We start from the raw sequence: 19650 nt of genomic DNA on the forward strand, positions 1-19650 counted from the left end.
AGTATAAGTGAAATACTATATTTTTGCAACAGATTTCTTTAAATGGCGTGTTTCTTTATCCATTAGGCTATAAATAATCGGTACAATTAATAAAGTGAGCAGTGTCGATGCGAATAATCCACCAATCACAACAATCGCCATTGGCTGATTTAGCTCTGTTCCCTCTCCTATACCTAATGCAAGCGGAATTAAGCCAAGCATTGTTGTTAAAGCGGTCATTAAAATCGGACGTAAGCGGTCACGACAAGCGCTTAAAATCGCCTCAAAAGATGGCTGTCCCTGCTCTTTTTGCTGATTAATATAATCTACAAGTACAATGCCATTATTCACAACAATTCCTACAAGCACTAATATACCAATAATTGCTGTTATACCAAGCAGCGTATTTGTCATAAATAGAGCGAGAGCGACTCCTATCACCATTAATGGCACACTAAATAGCATAACGAACGGATATTTCAATGATTCAAATTGTGCTGCCATAACGATATACACTAAAACAACCGCAAGTAGTATTGCCAATATCATATCGTTTTTTGCACTATCAAATAACTCTCTATCTCCACTAAATATTATGCGTGTTGCGTCATTCAATGCTACAGTGGCGATTGCTTTATCAACCTTTGATGAAATGCCACTTAATGATTCCGTCGTTGCATATTTAACGAAAAAGGCTACAGCCGAAGCTTGGTCTGAACGTCTAATAGCTGTCGCTCTTTGCGCTAGCTCAATCGTCGCAACATCTTCTAATTCGACAAAAAGACCTGCTGGGGTGCGTAGCTTCATGTTTTTTAACGCTTCAATATTCGTATTAAATGCATCACCGAAACCTGTTGTCACAGGTAGTACAACGCCATCCTCTGCAATAATTTGCGTCGTATAAAGACCGCGTGTCATGCTGCCTACCGCCTGTGCAATTTGAGCAGGTAATAGACCATAATCCTTTGCCTTCTTCGAGTTTACCTCTATCTGAACCTCCTCTACAATGCTATCTAAATCTGTCGTCACTTCGCTCACTGTATCAATTTCTCCTACAGCTTGTTGAATCGCTAGCACGGCTTCCTGTAATCGCGCCTCATTTGTATCGGTAACACGAAATGTCAATGTATTTGGGGTTGAACCAGAGGATGAGGCTAATGAAAATTTCATTTCTGCACGCTCTCCTATAATAGCTGCTAAATCCTGCTCCATCACTTCAACAAGCTCAAAAATTGAGTTGTTGCGCTCAGCAATTGGCACAAGCTTAATGTAAAGCTCTGCCTCGTTTGCCCTAACTGTACCGCGCGATATAGATTGCTGATTGCCACCAATTACGCTGACGACAACATCCACTTCCTGAAGCGGCTGTATATAATCTTCAATATCCGCTACGACACTCTCGGTTTGTTCGATAGAAGCGCCATTTTTCAACTGTACTTGCAATGAAACATAGCCCTCATCCGTTGAAGGTATAAATTCTGTTCCCGTACGATAAAGCATAAAGCTAGTCACTGCAAATAATAATGCAGTCGTTATTAATACGAGCGCTCGGTTATATAAGCCCCAGCGAATAAGTTTTTCATAAGCTTGATAAAATTTCGATTGCTGACGTCGCTCTATTAAGTTCGTCATTTTCGGCTTTAATAAATGACTAGCTAGCATCGGCACAACTGTTAATGCAACAACTAACGAAGCAAATAAGCTAAAGGCAATCGTCAAGGCAAACTCGGTGAAAATTTGCCCAATTAAGCCTGAAATAAAGACAACTGGTAAAAAAACAGCTACCGTCGTTAATGTCGATGCAATAATAGCAAGGCTTACTTCCTTCGTTCCATATAAAGTCGCCTCTCTCGGTGATTTGCCTAGTGCCATATGACGCTCAATATTTTCAATAACAACAATAGCGTTATCCACAAGCATCCCGATGCCTAACGCAAGAGCCCCGAGTGTCATAATATTCAACGTAAAATCAGCAAAATAAATGAGAACGAACGTCACAATCACTGAGTAAGGAATTGCAATACCGACAATTAAAGGGCTAATCAAGCCTCGTAAAAAAACAAATAAGACGAGCATTGCAAAGATACCACCAAATAATAGCGATGATGCGATATTATCAATGGCAATTCTCACATAATCACCTTGGTCAAATAATAAATGTGCTGTAACATCCGCATATTGAGGCTGTGCCAATAGCTTTTCTAAAGCCTCTTGAAAGGCGTCCGATACTTGCGCCGTATTGGCATCCGATTGTTGGAGTACTGAAATTAATAGTGCTGGATAATCATTAGCGCGTGTAATTGTCGTTTGCGGCTGTTCGCTTCGCGCTACTGTGGCAATATCTCGCAGCAGTAATGCTTCACCTGTCAACGGATTCACCGAAACAATAAGCTCGGCTATTTGTTCAGGGGAAGTCAACAAACTAACAATACGCGTTGTTAATTGCTGTCCATCTATAGATACTGTTTCACCAGGCAAAGAAATATTATTAGCCTGAATAAGCTGGATAATATCTGTTTGCGTTAATCCCTTTGCTTCCAATTGTCCAGCATCTAATACAATGCTAATTTCCTCTACAATTTTCCCTGATACATTAATGCTCGCTACGCCTTCTGTTCGCTTCAGCTCCTGCTCTAACGCCTCCGCCATTTGTCGTATATCGACATCCGCGCTCTCTGCCTGTAAGCCTAATTGAATAATCGGAAACTGCGATGGGTCGAACTTCATAAAGCTCGGCTTTCCAACCCCATCTGGTAGTGTTACCATTTCTAAACGTTGCATGATTTCCATCTGCATCACATTCATATCAGTCGTCCAGCTAAATTCAATAATCGTTAAATTAGCCCCTTCTTGCGCTGTAGATTGTAGCCGCTTAATACCAGGTAATGTTGCCAAGCTACTCTCCAAAGGCTTCGTCACTTTTTCACTCACCTCAAGCGGGCTAGCAGCAGGATAGCTTGCCACTACAACACCAATGGGCGGATTCAAATTAGGTATAAGGGTTACAGGTATTTTAAACAGTGAAACAAATCCTAAAATGATAACGAGCGCCATCGTTACTATGGTAAAAACAGGACGTTTCACAGAAAACTCAGTTATTCTCATGCATAATACTCCTTCATCTCAGTTACTCTATTTTCACCTTCTTGTTTCGTATTTATTCGACATGATGTGCGTGATTACCTGTCTAAAAAAGCACAGGCAATTATGCCCGTGCTTAGTTTTAATAAAAAGAAAAGTATTTGATTAGTTTGATTTATTAACTAATATCTTTTTGCATTCCTCTGACACCATAAATTTGAATTGCATTTATAATTACGGCAATGACGATAATCGACCCTTTTACAACTAATTGCATGTAGGAAGATACGCCGATTAATACCATTCCATTACTTAAAATTGCAATAAATAAAGCACCAATAAATGTTCCAACAATTGAACCTCTTCCCCCCGCTAAGCTAGTCCCTCCAATAATAACAGCAGCAATAACATCTAGTTCCCAACCGTTTGCAACAGTTGGGTTTCCAGACATTAGACGTGAGGACAAAATAATACCTGCTAAAGCAGCCAACATACCAGTAATAACAAATACTAATGTTTTTACACGTGCTACGTTAATACCTGATAATTGAGCAGCCTTAATATTACTTCCAACCGCATATACATATCGACCAAATGGGAATTTCACCAAAACAAAGTAAAATATCACGTAGAGTAAAACCATTAAAATCACAACAAATGGAATTGAACCAATAAATCCACTACCTATAAAACTAAAGCTTGCTGGAAATGGAGCAATTGGGAATCCACCAGTTATTAAATACGCCACACCTCGCCAAACTGATAACCAGCCAAGACTCGTAATAAATGTAGGAATACCGTAACGATTACGTAAAAACGCAATTGTCCAACCGCTTATTCCTCCTAGCATAATTGTTAAAATAATCGCTAGCCAAATATTTAAACTCATTGTAATAGATAAGTAACCTAGTACCGCGCTACTCGCAGCTACCAATGAGCCAACCGAAAGATCAATTTCAGCGGTTATAATAACCATTGTCATTCCAATCGCAATAATTGCTATCATCGACATCTGTCTTAACACATCTATTAAATTTGACGTTGTAAAGAAATTAGGAGCAATAAATGAAAAAATTAAAATTAAAAAAATTAATACACCTGTTAACCCTAAAATGTTGCGATTTTTCTTTAAAAAATCTGTCAATCTACTCTCTTTTCGCTCTATGACGACAGTTGCTTGTCCTTCCATTCTGCTCCCTCCATTATTGCTGTTGTTAACTCATTAACTGTTAAATCTTCATTCAAAATTTCATTTACTAATCGCCCTTTTTCCATAATAAGAATCCGATCCGCAATTTGAATAAGCTCTTCAATATCTGAAGACACGACAATTAATGAGATTCCTTTAGAGGAGATGTCCTCTAATAATTTATAAATTTGTCCCTTAGCACCGACATCAATTCCGCGTGTTGGTTCATCTAACAATAATACTTTTAAATTTTCGATAACAAGCCATCTTCCTAGTATGGCTTTTTGTTGATTTCCTCCGCTAAAAAACTCTATTTCCTTATCTGGTAAATTAGGGAAAAATCCTGTTTGTTTAATTGCTTGCTTTGAATATTTATCTTCCTTGCTGTTGCTAATTACAAATCTATTCGTAATCTGCTTCATAATTGAAACTACAATGTTTTCTCTGACGCTTCGTCCTAATAAAATACCTTCACTTTTTCTATCTTCGGTTACAAAGCCAATACCATTTTGAATCATTATATGCTGCTTAGGATTCGTAAATATTTTTCCGTTTAACTCTATTTCACCTTGCAAAATATAGTCATACCCAAAAATAGTTTTTAACAACTCTGTTCTGCCAGAACCCATTTGCCCTGTAACACCTAATATTTCTCCTTCTTTTAAATTAAAAGAAATATTTTCTATGTCTTTTGTTGTTAAGTTACGAATAGATAAAACATTTTTTCGGTTAACTTTATCAATTTTTTCCTTAGTATGAATCTTATTTACTGCACCTAGCATTAAATCTACCATTTCACTAATAGATTTCTCATTTACTTTATATGTCCCAATATTTTTTCCGTCCCTAAAAACACTGATGCAATCGCAAATTTCTGATAGTTCGTTCAATCTGTGTGTAATATAAATGATTCCTACACCACTCTCTTTTAAACGTGCAACAATCTCAAATAACTTTTTTGTTTCCTTTGCATTTAATGCAGATGTTGGCTCATCTAAAATTAGTATTTTTGCATCTAATGAAATAGCTTTGCATATCTCTACTATTTGTTGCTCTCCAACAGGTAAATTCTCAACTAATTCCCTAGAATCAATATCGACTCCAACACGTTTTAAAAGTTCATCCGAATCTGCATAAAGCTTGTCATAATCAATTATTTTTATCCCTGCATTTTTTACTGGATATCTGCCAGCAAAAATGTTTTCAGCAACACTTAGATGATTAAATAAACTAAATTCTTGATAAACAATTGAAATACCCATTTCCTTTGCTTTTTGTGTTGATTGAAATTTTATTGGAGATTCTTCTAGAAGAATCTCCCCTGAATCTGCTTGATACGCTCCTGAAATCATTTTTACAAGGGTTGACTTTCCCGCACCATTTGAGCCTAGAATAGCATGTACTTCTCCAGCATTCAGTTTAAAATCAATTTCTTTTAATACATCTACCGTACCAAAGCTTTTGCATATTTTTTTCATCTCTAGTAATGTACCATTCATGATTATCACCAAACTTCTACAAGTTTTTATACTTCTCGATATATTGTTCTAACTTCTCTTTATCCTCTTTCGTAAAGAAATCTAAGTCCACAACAATATTACTATCAACAGATTCACCTTTTAAAGCTTGTACTGCGGCTTTCACAGATTCATAGCCAATCTTTTCTGGGTCTTGAGTAGAAACTGCCTGATATGGATTCGCCGGGTCTAATAAAGCATTTGCTGACTGCAAGTCCATATCTGTCCCAAAGAATTTAATTTTATCTTGAAGACCTTTTGAAATAATCCCTTGAACTACCCCATGTGTTGTCCCACCATTTGCTGCCCACATCACATCGATATCTGGATTTGCTTGAATCATAGTTTCTGCAACAGACATTCCATTCTCAGGTCCATTGGCATCTTGCTGGCTAACAATTTCAATGCCTGGTACCTTTGTGATTTCTGATAAGAAACCCTCTGCTCGTTTAATTCCTACTTCAAACATCGAAAGTGTCACCATGCCAATTTTGGCTTGGCCACCTAATTCATTCTGTACATATTCAGCTACTTTACGGCCAGCTTGTGCACCTAATTCAAAGTTATCAATTCCAACATAATATTTCATTACGTCTTCATCAACATTTGTATTATAGTTAACTACTAATACATCTTTTTCTTGTGCACGTTTAATTGCTTCCACTGATGATGAGGAATCGATTGCTGAAACAATGATTGCGTCCATTCCTTGAGATGTGTATGTGTCAAATAAACTAGATTCTGTCGCTAAGTCTAAGTTAGAATTGCCGATTTTCAAATCAACATTATATTCTTTGGCTGCCCGTTCCATCCCATACTGAATTTGTTTAAACCATTCAACATCAGATTGCATTAGTACACCGGCAATTTTAAATTCTTTGTCGCCTTCGTTACTACCTTCTGAACTCCCACCTTTATCACTACATGCTCCCAACATTAATCCACTTACTAGTAACATACTTCCAAATACTGCTTTAAACTTTTTCATAAACATTTCCCCCTTTTTAGCTATTTGATTTCATCTAGATATACTGGTCGATTTTCCTTCATTGATTGATAGGCTGCATAAACCATTTGCAATGTTTGTAAATTATCCTCTGCACTGTTCTCTGGCTCTGTATTATTTATAATTGCATTCATTAATTCACCCATTGTTCCAATAAATGCATCTGGAAACCATTTTCCTTCAAGCTGTGGAGTAATCCATGTTCCTTTTTGAAGAATATTTGAAGTAAATGTTAAACTATCCTCTCGCCCTATTGGGTAGTTATATAGTGCCCCATTTTCTCCCTTAATTACTCCTTCAGTTCCTTCAAAGCGATATTCTGCAAACCAGTCGTCTTGTGTAAATTGATTATTATGTGTGTCATAAATTAGAGCTCGAATCTCACCTTTAAACTTCATATGAATCATTGTTCTTGTTTCTCCCTTAACTTTTTGTCCTGGGAATCTTGCTCCATCTGCGTAAATATATTCCGGAGTCCCAAACAAGAATCGAATTGAATCCATGTAGTGTATACTGTGGTACATTATTTCTAAAGTCTCTATTTCTTTTAAAAATGGCCAGTTTTCAAATTGAGTTTGAACGTTTACTTGAATAGAAGCATTAACTAAATCCCCAATCCATCCTCTGTTAATGATATTTGATGCTGCTCTAATTGATGGCGCCCAACGCATTTGCTGATTTACAGCAATTTTAACACCGTGTTCTTTTCCCAACGCTACAATTTCTTTGGCATTTGTATAGGTATCTGCTAATGGCTTTTGACATAAAATATGCTTTTTAGCCTTTACCGCTTTTTCAACAATTGCTAGTTGCATTTCCGCTGTTAAAGCGATATCAACAATATCAACCTCTGGATGATTAATTAGTTCATCAATTGAATCAAAAACGTATGGTATATTATACTTTTGTGCCAATTGTTCTGCTTTTTCAATAGTTCGGTTATAAATAGCGGTTACTTTGAAACCCGCTTTCTCATAGGCAGGTAAATGAGCCTCACGTACAATTTCCCCTGCACCAACTATCCCTATTCTCAAAGTTTTATTATTAGGTATAGGTGGTTTATAATTTAATTCTTCCATTACTGCATCTCCTTTACTTTAAATAGAATAGCTCCTCCATTTCCATCCACCATTCTTCTGACTTTCTAGTTTCATAAGGTGTTTGTAAAGGCTTACAAATCTCCCACCATTTTTGAGTTGCTGAATCTTGAGCCATCTTTTCCATATCCTTTTGATAATCGGTTCCTGTATATTCAAAATAACTAAATAACTGTCCATTAGAATAATAAATAGAGTAGTTTTGTATATTACATTCTTTTATCATTTGAAGTACTTCAGGCCAAACTTCACTGTGTAATTTTTTATACTCTTCATAATTTTCTTTAGATAATTGAATTGTACTAGCTACTCTTTTCAATAGACTCCCTCCAGTCGATAAAATTCAATTGCTGATTTATACCAAATATCTTCTTGTTGTTCTTTTGTATAGTGATTTAAACATCGCTCAGTTGCATCCACTACTTGTTTATATGTTCCAGCAAGGTTTAATACCGGCCAGTCACTTCCGAACATTAGCCTATTCGAGCCAAACATGTTTATTACTCGATCAATATATGGCTGAAAATCATCAGCTTTCCAATCGTAAGAAGCAGCCGTATTTAAACCTGAAATTTTCGCATATATATTCGAATTTTTTGCAAGTTCCTTCATTTGAGATTCCCAAGGTTCGAATACCTTCTCTGCAATTTTCGGCTTTGCTAAGTGATTTATTACCATTTTTAAATTCGGGATTCTCTCACTTACGATTAATGCTTGCTCTAAATGAATTGGTTCTACTGCAACAACATCAAAAGGTATGTTTTCGTTCGCTAAAATTTGAAGTCCATTCATTGTTGCAGGGTGAGTTAACCATGTTGAATCCCTCTCATTATGAATTAAATGCCGCATTCCTTTAAAATAAGAATTTGCTTTATATTTTTTAATTGCTTCCCTCAGAGCTGTTTCATCTCTCAAAGGTAACCACCCAACCACACCTGCAACCCAATCATACTGCTTCGCAATTTCAAGCATATAGTCAGTATCCTCGAAGCTATCAAAAGCTTGAACAATTATTGTTTTATTAACGTTCACAGTTGGTAGGATTTGCGCTAATTCATCAGGTTCAATATTACGATATATTTCCTTTTCAGCAGAGGTCGGCCATTTATATGGCACCCTTTGAAAGTTCCAAAAGTGCTGGTGTGTATCAATTTTCATATCATCACCTCATCTAATTCATCTCATACCCACCACAAACATTTATCGCTTGTCCATTTATATAGCTACTTAAGTCTGAGCTTAGGAATAATGCTGCTTTTGCAATATCTTCTGGTGTTCCTAATCTGTCTAGCTTAATGCGTTGTAAAAATGTATCACGCGGGTCTTGTTTTTCGATAATCTTTCTTTTTTCAAATATTTCATCCATCATTGGTGTAGAAATTACGCCTGGACATAATGCATTTGTACGAATGTTAAATTTCCCGAATGCCTCAGCACTTGACTTTGTTAAGCTAATTACCGCCGCTTTACTTGCTGCATAATGTGGTGCTAAAGGTCGCCCACTCCTTCCAGCAATAGAAGACATATTAATGATGGACCCCTCGATTTGATTATCCTTCATGTATGTTGCTACAATCTGTGTTAAAAAGAACATGCCCTTTAAGTTAATGGTCATTACTAAATCCCACTCTTCCTCAGATACCTCAAGGAATGGGGTCGTTCGCATAATGCCTGCGTTGTTTACTAAAATATCTACTCGAGCGAATTTATCCATCGTTTTTACGAATATCTCTTCACATGATTTTTTCGTGCGAATATCCCCTTGCACAGCATAAACTTGGTTTGGAAATTGCTCCGCTAAACGGTTAGCTGTTGTTTGAATTTCTTCGTTTAAATCTACAAGAACACATTTGCAACCTGCATCGAGTAAAGCAATAGCAATTTGTAAGCCAATTCCTTGATGTGCCCCCGTTACTATTGCAACCTTTTGTTGTAAGTCAATGGTGTACATAGCCATCCCCCTATTAAAATAAATACCAGCTATCTTTAATCAGCACTTCCTCAAGCGTATTCATAAATTGAGCACCATCTGCCCCATCCACTAAACGGTGATCAAAGCTAGCTGTTAAGTTCAGACGTTTTTGTGATTTTACTTCTCCCTGCTCCAAGTAAAGATAATCTTCCACTTTGCCTACAGCTAAAATGCCACTTTCGGGAGGGTTAATGATTGCGGTAAATTGCTTAATATTAAATGAGCCTAGAGATGAAATTGTAAATGTTGCACCCGACATTTCTTCTGGTGATAGCTTTCCTTGCTTCGTTTTTTCAATTAGACGCTTTCTTTCCTGCATAATTTCTACTAAAGATTTTGCCTCTACATTTCGAATAACTGGAACAAATAGCCCCTTCTCTGTTGCAACCGCCAACCCGATATGAATTGACTTATTATTCTGAATATAATGCTCGTTATTTTTTACGATATAATAGTTATTAAATTTTGGATGAACAGCAATTGTATCGGCAATTGCTTTAATTAAAAAGTCATTCATCGACAATCGCGATTCACCACTACTGAATGTATTCATCTCAATTCTTGAATGTTCTAATTTTTCAACAGCTACTTCCTTTGTAATTGTAAATTGCGGAATTTCTTGAACACTCTTCGTTAAATTTTGAGCAATTGCTTTACGAATAGCTGTCACCTTTTCCAAGCTTGCTTCCGTATTTACTAGCCCTTGCTCAAGCTTTTGTAATTTGTCAATTTCTCGGTAGACATCGCGTAAAACAATTCTTCCTAAAGGTCCTGTCGCGTCAATTTTTGTAGGGTCTAAGTCATGTTGTGCAATAAGCTTTCTTGAAACTGGTGAAATGCGTAGCCTTGCAGCATTGGGACTTTTTTTAATCTGTATTAATTGTTTTTGTACTACTTCTTCTATAGGGGCTACTTTCGCCTTCTCTTCTTGCACAGGCTTTAGCTCCTCCGACTGTTCAGCAAGGTCATCTACTAGCACCCCTACCGCTGTTCCAACTGCTACCGTTTTTCCATCTTGCACTAAAATTTCTCTTAAGTAACCGTCCTTATTAGCCTCAACTTCAGATATAGCTTTATCAGTTTGAACTTCAAAAAGAGCATCGCCTTTTTGCACCTGCTGACCTTCTTTTACTAACCAGCTAACAATCGTTCCTTCTTCCATATTCAAACTCATTTTAGGCAAGTTAATGGATGTTATTGTCATTCTTTATTCCCTCCTATTAACTATGAATCTCTTTTCCATCAACAGCTAAAGCTGCCTCATTAAATATTTCACTTACGGTTGGATGTGGATGAACAGTCATTCCAATTTCTGAGGCTGTTGCTTCAAATAACATGGCTAAGCTGCCCTCACTAATAAGCTCTGTTGCTTTATCGCCTATAATATGCACTCCCAAAATACGGTCTGTCGTCTTATCAGCAATTACTTTAATAAATCCTTCTGTTTCACCAGTAATTAACGACTTACCATTGGCATTTAACTGGAATTTACCTACCTTTACCTCGTAGCTTTCCTTTGCCTCTCGTTCTGTAAATCCAATCGAAGATACTTCTGGGACACTATAAATACATTTAGGTACTAGAAGCTCATCATATGAATTTACCTCGTGTCCTAATATCCTCTGAATGACTATCTCCGCTTGATATGCTGCGGCATGTGCTAATTGGACGTTGCCAGAAGCATCACCGATAATGTAGAGGTTTGATACTTTTGTCTTTAAATATTTATCTACAGGAAATTGCTCATTCTCTTTCTTTAAACTTGAAAAATCTATGTCTCCATAATGCCCTTTTCGACCAATTGCGACGAGCACATATTGTGCCTTTTCCTCTAGAATTTCCGCACCTTGCCTTAGCTTCAAAGTGACCTCATTTTCGGACTCTTCAATTTGATTGAATAAAACCTCACAGCCGGTTTTAAATTGCACACCTTTCCTCGTCAATGACTGCTTCAAGTGCTGCGCAATTTCACTATCAACTGCACCTAAAATAGTTTCTTCCTTTTCTACAATTGTCACAGGAATATTTAATTGACTAAAGAAAGTTGCAAATTCGATTCCTATAACACCCGACCCTACAATAACGATTGATTTCGGTAATTCATGTAAGCTAAGTAATTGGTCACTAGATAATACGTTACTGTACTTTTTATGTACATTTAAAGGAACAATTGGCTTACTTCCTGTTGCTAAAATTACATGCTTTGCCTGCACAACTCTGTCTGCCGTGGAAATGGAAAATGGCCCTGCCTTTGAAATGGCAGTTACTTTTTTAGGGAATAGCTGAATTTTATTTTTTTGAATTAAATACTGTACACCTTGAAATAATTGATTTACTACTTGATTTTTATACTGAAGAAATTGGCTCCAATCAAGCGTTGCAATTTCAGGAATTTGCAATTGGCTAAAGCCCATTTTTTGTAATTTGTAAACATCCTGATATTTATTAGATAGCTGCAAAAATGTTTTGGTTGGTATACAGCCTTCATGTAAACATGTTCCACCTAATTTATCTTTTTCAAATAACGCTACTTTCAAGCCTTCTTTCGCAGCCTTTATTGCGGCAGTATAGCCTCCTATCCCTCCGCCTATAATCGCTATATCAAACATTTAGTCACCCCTTATTTCGGTGGCTGTACAAGTTCGAGTGTAATGTCATCTGGGTCAAAGAAATAAACTGTATAACCACCCTTATTTCTCCCAGCCTCAATACTCACGACATCAGATTTGAATCGAACGCCAGCATTTTTTAATTTTTCTACCATGACAAAAATATCTTCTACTTCAAATGCAAGGTGGGCACTTCGCGTATGCGCTGTTCCTGTAGGCACATATTCTCCCTTTGGATAGACATACTCTACAAGTTCAACTACATGACCTGAAGCCCTTTCATGTCCACCCTTAATTGCAAACATCGCTACTTTTAAATGTGCGTTAGGATAATTAACTAGCTTTGCTGTATATTCATTGTGCTGTACTTGCTCATGAACAAGCTCTAAGTTTAATATATCTCGATAAAACTCAATCGACCTTTCTATATTTTCAACAGTGAAACTTGTATGCCAAATATCTTTAATCATTGTGTACCTACCTTTGTATAAAGCACCTCTTCAATCGCTTCGACAATTCTAGCCTCTGTTGGTAATACTTCCTTTTCTAGTGCCATATTGTACGGAATTGGAACAGACAGTGAACCAACTCTCTTTACTGGAGCATCTAAATAATCAAATGCTTGTTCTTGAACAATAGAGCTAAGCTCTGCACCCCATCCAAAACTTTCAACCGCTTCATGAACAATTACTAAACGATTTGTTTTTTTCACTGAATCGATTACTGTTTGTGAATCCATTGGTACTAATGTTCGCAAATCAATTAACTCCGCTGAAATGCCCCTTTCCTTTAGTGAATCTACAACCTTTTTACATTCATGAACTGTTCGAGATAGACTTACAACCGTTACATCACTACCTTCGATTACAATATTGGCTTGACCAAATGGGATTGTGTATTCCTCCTCTGGAACTTCACCTTTCATGTTATAAAGTAATTTATTTTCAATAAACATTATTGGACAATTATCACGGATTGCCGTTTTCAATAAACCTTTAGCATCATATGGGTTGGAAGGTACAACAACTTTCAAGCCTGGCACATGAGCAAAAATTGTTTCTAAACTTTGTGAATGCTGTGCTCCATTACCTCGCCCTCCTCCGCCTTGTGTACGGAATACAATCGGTACTTTCGTCTGTCCCCCCGACATATAAGTCATTTTAGCTGCTTGATTCAATATTTGATCTAATGCTACAAAAGTGAAATCAATCCACATAAACTCTACAATGGGCTTTAAACCTGTCATCGCTGCACCAATACCCGCTCCTGTGAATCCCGCCTCTGAAATAGGTGTATCAATAATGCGTTCTTTACCGAACTTATTAATTAAATCCTTTGTTACATTAAAAACACCCCCATACTGACCAATGTCTTCACCTAAAATAATGATATTTTCATTCGCAGCCATTTCCTCATGAAGTGCTTCATTTAATGCTTCTGCATAAGTTATTTGTCTTCCATTAGTAAACATCTGTAAATACCTCCTCAAGACTTGGTTGCTCTGATAGCTTTGCACGCTCAAATGCATTATCAATACTAGCCTTTACTTCATTTTCAATTGCTAGCATTTCGTCCTCTGTAAGTAGATTATATTTCTCGACTGCTTGCTTAAATTGAATAAGCGGCTCTTTTTCCTTCCAGCTTGCTACTTCCTCTTTTGTACGATAAATTTCTGTATCACCAAACATATGTCCTAGTAATCGGTATGTTTTCGCTTCAATAAATACAGGCCCATTTCCCTCTCTAACAAATGCTGTTACTTCTTTAGCTAGTTTTCTGACAGCAAATACATCATTACCATCCACAACATAGGACGGAATTCTATACGCTAATCCTCTTTCTGCTAAATGCTCATTCAATACCGAATCACTAATAGGTGTCATTTCTGAATATAAGTTATTCTCACAAACAAAAATCATTGGTAGCTTTAATACCGCTGCTAAATTTAGTGCCTCATGGAAAACTCCTTGGTTTGTAGACCCATCGCCAAAATAAGTAATGGCTACATGATTATTTTTTAATGTTTTTGCAGTTAATGCTGCCCCCACTGCAATAGGAATACCCCCTGCAACAATTCCATTCGCACCAAGCATTCCTAGCTTGCTGTTGGCGATATGCATTGGACCACCTTTTCCTTTACAGTAGCCATCAATTCGACCAAACATTTCTGCAAATAACTTAAACGGGTCTGCCTTTTTAGCAAGCGCATGTCCGCGTCCACGATAAGTAGTCGTCATATAGTCAGATTCATTTAAAAAGGCACTCATCCCTGTCGCTACTGCTTCTTGACCGATATATGGATGTAGCGAACCGCCAAGCAAGCCCTCTTTATATGCCTCAATGCTTTTCTCCTCAAAGCTTCTAATTTCAATAAGCTTTCGCCATAATGCCTTCGCTTCATCCTTTGTTACTTCATAGTCTGAATCATTTGTTTGAATAAAATTGATTTCCATGGATATTGCCAACCCCCTATTTTTTTTCAATAATTAATCGCCCAGCTCTTGCAAACATGCCATATTGTAATTCCTCTAATTCAATCCTCACATCATCTGCTGTAATATCTAAAGAATTCACTAAAGCATCTGTCACTTCTTTTACCATTTGCTGCTTTTTTTCAATAGAGCGCCCTTCCATCAACTTAATTGTTATGTATGGCATCTTAACCCTCCATCTCTAAAACATTATTAATAAATTCTTTGCAAAGACCTAAATATCGACCTGGGTCTAATATTTCATCAAGAATCTCTTCTGAAATAAATTTGTTTACATTTTCATCTGCTGCTATTTCATTACGCAAGCTTGTTCCCCTTTCATAGGAACGCATAGAAGCTGCATACACTACTTCATGTGCAGTTTGTTTTCCTATCGCACTTGATAGCTCGAACATTACTTTCTCACTTAAAATTAATCCTTGTGTAATATCGATATTTTCTCGCATGCGATTTTCGTATACACGCATATTTTGTAAGACACCTGTCATATCAGAAAGCATTTTATTTAAGTAAATGCTAATTTCTGGCATTACCTCTAATTCGACAAGCCATAAACCCATATCGCGCTCATGCTCTTGTACTAATGAATCGTATAATAAAGGAATTTGCATACGAATTAATCGAGATAGCCCCACTGTATATTCACAAACCATTGGATTACGCTTATGCGGCATTGTACTGCTACCTATTTTCCCTTCTTCGAAGCCCTCTTCTACCTCAGCAATTTCAGTTCGTTGTAAGTTGATAATTTCATTAGCAATTTTTCCAACTGTCCCTGCAATTAATGCATAAACATTTGCTAACTCTGCAATATTATCTCTGCTTGTATGCCACGTAATTACCGGCACATGCAATCCAAGCTCTTCAATAACCTCTTGTCGCACCTTCATTGCCATATGACCAAGTGATGCTAATGTGCCAGATGCTCCTGAAAATTGCCCAATAAATACTCGTTCCTCGATTTCACAAAGGCGCTTATAATTGCGTTTCATTTCTGCTAACCAGCAAGCTAGTTTATAGCCAAATGTTATTGGTAATGCATGTTGCCCATGTGTTCGTCCTGCCATTATCGTATTTTCATATTTTTTCGTAGCGACCGACAACACCTCGATTATGTCACTTGTTTGTTTGCGAATAATTTCATATGCATCTTTTAACTGTAAAATAAATGCGGTATCAATTACATCCTGTGTTGTAGCACCGAAATGAATGTATTCTCCATAATCTTTTGAACACAGTTCCTCATATTGACGAATAAATGGGACAAGCGGATGACTTGTAAATACAATCCCTCTACAAATCTCTCCTAAATCAAAACTTTCAAGTTTCCCTTGCTGTTGAATTTCTTCAGCCGCCTCTTTCGGAATAATCCCAAGTTTTCCTTCGACTTTCGCCAATGCAGACTCAAATAAAATCCATTTTTCTATCATTGCAGTATCAGAAAAGATTGCACGCATTTCTTCCGTACCATATAAATCTTTATACACCTCAGAATCTATCATATGAGATTTCAAACTTATCTACCTCCCGTACTTTTTCGCTTTAATAACTCGAAGCTTTCCAAAATAATATGCTGATTGCTAGCATCTTTATTTTTCATCATGTTCATTAGTAGCTCTGTTGATTTGACACCCATTTCCTTTAAGTCTACTTTTACCGTTGATAATGTTGGGTCAAAAACCTCACACATTGGCGTATGATGGAAGCCCATTACCGCGATATCTTCAGGAATTCGCTTCCCATTCTTTTTAATAGCAGCTATTGCTCCAAATGCAACACGGACATTAGATGCAAATACGGCTGTAACAGTGCTGTTTTTACTGAGTAATCGCTCCATCGCCTTATAACCGCTTTCTTCTGTAAACATCGCCTGCTCAATTATTTCCTTATTGACTGTTAAATTATTTTGAAGCAATGCTTTTTCATATCCGATATAACGGCGGTTGCTTGTATCCATCTCTTGGTTCGCTGTAATGAATGCAATTTTCTTATGCCCACCTTTAATTAACATTTCAACAGCTTCCTTTGCTGCATTTTCATCATCTGCAGCGACAAATCCTTTAGCATGCTGATTCATTCTGTTAATTAATACGTACGGTATATTCGATTGATTAAAATTAACAATATCTTGGTCAGTTAAAATATTGGATGCAATTAATAGGCCATCCGCTCTACCTTCAGTAACTAAGTCAATATAAGCTTTACTCGTTTGATTTGTATCACTCAAAACAATTAAATGGTAGCCATATTTCTGCACTGTTTCTTCTACCCCTGAAATAATTTCACTGTATACAAAGTTTGTAAAATCCGGAATGATAAGCGCTATGGTTTTAGAACGCCCCAATTTTAAACTTCTAGCAACAGCATTGGGCTTATAATTTAATTTTTCTACCGCCTTCACAATTCTTTCCTGTGTCGCACTAGGTATATTTAAAGTTGTATCTTTATTTAAAAATCGAGAAACAGTAGTAATACCAACGCCCGCCTCTTTAGCAACATCTTTAAGTGTAACCATGAATAATGACCGCCTCTCAGATAAAACGTTTCAGTGTATCGTTTTAGTGAAACGTTTTACTTGTTTTTTAAACAATAGCATATTGCATTTAAAAAAATCAATATAAATTTTAGATTTTTCTAAATTTTTATTCTCTTTATCTTTATCTAGGAATAAATATTTCACAGAAATACAAAATGGGCTGTCCGAAAAGATGTACACTTTTCGGACAGCCCCTAATACTTGCTCCTGCGGTAGTCACAATAAATTGTCACTATCCTCGTTGCAAAGGAATCGTCTCAAAATGACTTTTCAGGCGACTCCTCTTTTTATAATAAGCTATACAATTTAATATTTTCGTTTTTCTCAGAGAACCAACGCATAGCGAATTCGTTTTCGAATAAAAATACTAAGTTATCGTAGCGGTCCTTCACCAGCATTGAGCGCGAAGATGACATGGATTCCTTCACCTCATCCTCATTCTCAATCCAGCGTGCAATTTTGCTACCGACAGGCTCCATTTTTACTTCCACATTGTATTCATTCTTCATGCGATGCTCGAACACTTCAAATTGCAGTTGTCCTACAGCACCTAACAATACTTCTTCCGTATGCAATGTTTTATAGTATTGGATTGCCCCTTCCTGCACAAGCTGTAAAATCCCTTTATGGAATTGCTTCGATTTCATAACGTTTTTAGCCGATACACGAACGAATAGTTCCGGTGTAAATTGCGGTAATTTTTCAAATTGGAATGCTTTCTTCCCACCGACAACTGTGTCACCGATTTGATATGTGCCTGTGTCGTATAAACCAATAATATCGCCTGCAACTGCCTCATCAACCGTTTCACGGTCATCCGCTAAAAATTGCGTCGATTGTGTTACTTTGAAAGATTTACCTGTGCGTGCTAATGTCATGTTCATGCCGCGCTCAAACTTACCAGATACGATACGTACGAAAGCAATACGATCACGGTGTGCTGGGTTCATATTCGCTTGGATTTTGAAAATAAAACCTGAAAACTCCCCATACTCCACTGGGTCAATAAATTGCTCATCCTCTGTTATACGAGGCTGTGGCGCTGGTGCAAATTGCAAATATGTTTCTAAAAACGTTTGCACACCAAAATTCGTTAATGCCGAGCCAAAAAAGACAGGTGTCAACTCGCCACGGCGAATTTTCTCCTCCGAATATTCATTCCCTGCCTCGTTTAATAATAAAATATCATCCATCGCCTGTGAATAGTACGACGTTACCTTCATTGGATGGTCGATTGCTAGCTCACCATTTTCATCCAGTGGTAAAAAACGCTCTGCTTCCTCTGTACGGAATTGCTCCACACGCTTATTATAGCGGTCATAAATACCTAGAAACTCTTTCCCCATACCGATTGGCCAGTTCATTGGATAAGCGCTAATACCTAGCACTTCCTCTAGCTCCTCGATTAATTCTAAAGGCTCTTTCCCTTGACGATCCAGTTTGTTAATAAATGTAAAAATAGGAATCCCACGCATTTTACACACTTTAAAGAGCTTTAATGTTTGCGCCTCAATCCCTTTTGCTGCATCCACTACCATGACCGCACTATCAACCGCCATCAATGTACGATACGTATCCTCAGAGAAATCTTGGTGCCCTGGTGTATCTAAAATATTAACGCGATGCCCATTATAATCAAACTGCATTACTGACGATGTTACAGAAATACCACGTTGCTTCTCAATTTCCATCCAGTCAGAAGTAGCAAATTTCCCTGTTTTCTTTCCTTTTACTGTACCTGCATCTCGAATTGCTCCACCGAATAATAGCAGCTTTTCAGTAATCGTCGTTTTCCCAGCATCTGGGTGACTAATAATCGCAAATGTGCGACGTGCCGATATATCTTGCTCTAAAGCCATAACTTTTCCTTCTCCTTTTTATCCACATTAACAGGCAGTAGGGGGCGCCCGAAAAGTCATTTCAGGCCCCCCTTAGCGCTGCTTTATAAAACTACCGAGTGCTGATTTATCCACCCATTCTTTTTGATGATAAAAAAGCTTTCACTTTTAATATTTTCAAGCCTCTTCTTTTATGAATTACGCCTAAGCTAACTCTAGTCCAATTTTTTCAGGCAACCTAGTAATAGTTAACCTCCAACCGTCACGACACGCCCCAATAGTTAACTGACCTGCATCAAGCAAGCCTTCTTTCAAAATCCGAGACATTCGCCGA

At 37.3% G+C, this 19650-nt stretch carries 17 protein-coding genes; all 17 read right to left on the bottom strand.

Going from position 1 to position 19650, the window contains the following annotated elements:
- Positions 1-15: 15 nt before the first annotated feature.
- The 17 genes from MHB51_RS07940 to MHB51_RS08020 all read right to left on the bottom strand — a co-directional run bounded on the left by MHB51_RS07940 (position 16) and on the right by MHB51_RS08020 (position 19337).
- Positions 16-3084, bottom strand: coding sequence for an efflux RND transporter permease subunit (locus tag MHB51_RS07940; RefSeq protein ID WP_342559339.1), 3069 nt, complete (start codon positions 3082-3084; stop codon positions 16-18).
- 154 nt (positions 3085-3238) lie between these two features.
- Positions 3239-4249, bottom strand: coding sequence for an ABC transporter permease (locus MHB51_RS07945; protein ID WP_342472963.1), 1011 nt, complete (start codon positions 4247-4249; stop codon positions 3239-3241).
- A complete protein-coding gene (locus MHB51_RS07950) occupies positions 4222-5748 on the bottom strand; it encodes a sugar ABC transporter ATP-binding protein (RefSeq protein ID WP_342559340.1) in 1527 nt (508 codons plus the stop codon). The genes MHB51_RS07945 and MHB51_RS07950 overlap by 28 nt, the downstream gene beginning before the upstream one ends.
- Positions 5749-5764: 16 nt before the next feature.
- On the bottom strand, positions 5765-6760 hold the full coding sequence (locus MHB51_RS07955) for a substrate-binding domain-containing protein (protein ID WP_342559341.1): 996 nt from the start codon (positions 6758-6760) through the stop codon (positions 5765-5767).
- Between the two features lie 14 nt (positions 6761-6774).
- The gene (locus MHB51_RS07960) at positions 6775-7851 is read right to left on the bottom strand and encodes a Gfo/Idh/MocA family oxidoreductase (RefSeq protein ID WP_342559342.1); all 1077 of its coding nucleotides are present in this window, start codon (positions 7849-7851) and stop codon (positions 6775-6777) included.
- Between the two features lie 13 nt (positions 7852-7864).
- Positions 7865-8188, bottom strand: coding sequence for an L-rhamnose mutarotase (locus MHB51_RS07965; RefSeq protein WP_342559343.1), 324 nt, complete (start codon positions 8186-8188; stop codon positions 7865-7867).
- Entirely contained in the window at positions 8185-9027 is an 843-nt protein-coding gene (locus tag MHB51_RS07970; protein WP_342559344.1) for an amidohydrolase family protein, read from the bottom strand. The genes MHB51_RS07965 and MHB51_RS07970 overlap by 4 nt, the downstream gene beginning before the upstream one ends.
- A gap of 13 nt (positions 9028-9040) precedes the next feature.
- Positions 9041-9820: an SDR family NAD(P)-dependent oxidoreductase gene (locus MHB51_RS07975; RefSeq protein WP_066169471.1), complete on the bottom strand. Its 780-nt coding sequence runs from the start codon at positions 9818-9820 to the stop codon at positions 9041-9043.
- A gap of 13 nt (positions 9821-9833) precedes the next feature.
- Positions 9834-11045: a dihydrolipoamide acetyltransferase family protein gene (locus tag MHB51_RS07980; protein WP_107942179.1), complete on the bottom strand. Its 1212-nt coding sequence runs from the start codon at positions 11043-11045 to the stop codon at positions 9834-9836.
- A 16-nt stretch (positions 11046-11061) separates the two neighbouring features.
- A complete protein-coding gene (lpdA, locus tag MHB51_RS07985; protein WP_342559345.1) occupies positions 11062-12450 on the bottom strand; it encodes a dihydrolipoyl dehydrogenase in 1389 nt (462 codons plus the stop codon).
- An 11-nt stretch (positions 12451-12461) separates the two neighbouring features.
- A complete protein-coding gene (locus MHB51_RS07990) occupies positions 12462-12920 on the bottom strand; it encodes a VOC family protein (protein ID WP_066166027.1) in 459 nt (152 codons plus the stop codon).
- The gene (locus MHB51_RS07995; protein WP_342559346.1) at positions 12917-13921 is read right to left on the bottom strand and encodes an alpha-ketoacid dehydrogenase subunit beta; all 1005 of its coding nucleotides are present in this window, start codon (positions 13919-13921) and stop codon (positions 12917-12919) included. The genes MHB51_RS07990 and MHB51_RS07995 overlap by 4 nt, the downstream gene beginning before the upstream one ends.
- Positions 13911-14903 carry a thiamine pyrophosphate-dependent dehydrogenase E1 component subunit alpha gene (locus MHB51_RS08000; protein ID WP_342559347.1) on the bottom strand — a complete coding sequence of 331 codons (993 nt, stop codon included), beginning with the start codon at positions 14901-14903 and terminating at the stop codon, positions 13911-13913. The genes MHB51_RS07995 and MHB51_RS08000 overlap by 11 nt, the downstream gene beginning before the upstream one ends.
- A gap of 16 nt (positions 14904-14919) precedes the next feature.
- Complete coding sequence (locus MHB51_RS08005) at positions 14920-15108, bottom strand: tautomerase family protein (RefSeq protein ID WP_342559348.1); 189 nt, start codon at positions 15106-15108, stop codon at positions 14920-14922.
- 1 nt (position 15109) lies between these two features.
- Positions 15110-16456: an adenylosuccinate lyase gene (gene purB / locus MHB51_RS08010; RefSeq protein ID WP_066166035.1), complete on the bottom strand. Its 1347-nt coding sequence runs from the start codon at positions 16454-16456 to the stop codon at positions 15110-15112.
- 2 nt (positions 16457-16458) lie between these two features.
- A complete protein-coding gene (locus tag MHB51_RS08015; protein WP_107942174.1) occupies positions 16459-17457 on the bottom strand; it encodes a LacI family DNA-binding transcriptional regulator in 999 nt (332 codons plus the stop codon).
- A gap of 308 nt (positions 17458-17765) precedes the next feature.
- Positions 17766-19337, bottom strand: a complete 1572-nt coding sequence (locus MHB51_RS08020) for a peptide chain release factor 3 (RefSeq protein ID WP_066166041.1) — start codon at positions 19335-19337, stop codon at positions 17766-17768.
- Between the last annotated feature and the right edge of the window lie 313 nt (positions 19338-19650).

Origin of the sequence: Metasolibacillus sp. FSL K6-0083 (assembly GCF_038630865.1) — a bacterium.
In the GTDB taxonomy this organism is placed as follows: Bacteria; Bacillota; Bacilli; order Bacillales_A; family Planococcaceae; genus Metasolibacillus; species Metasolibacillus fluoroglycofenilyticus.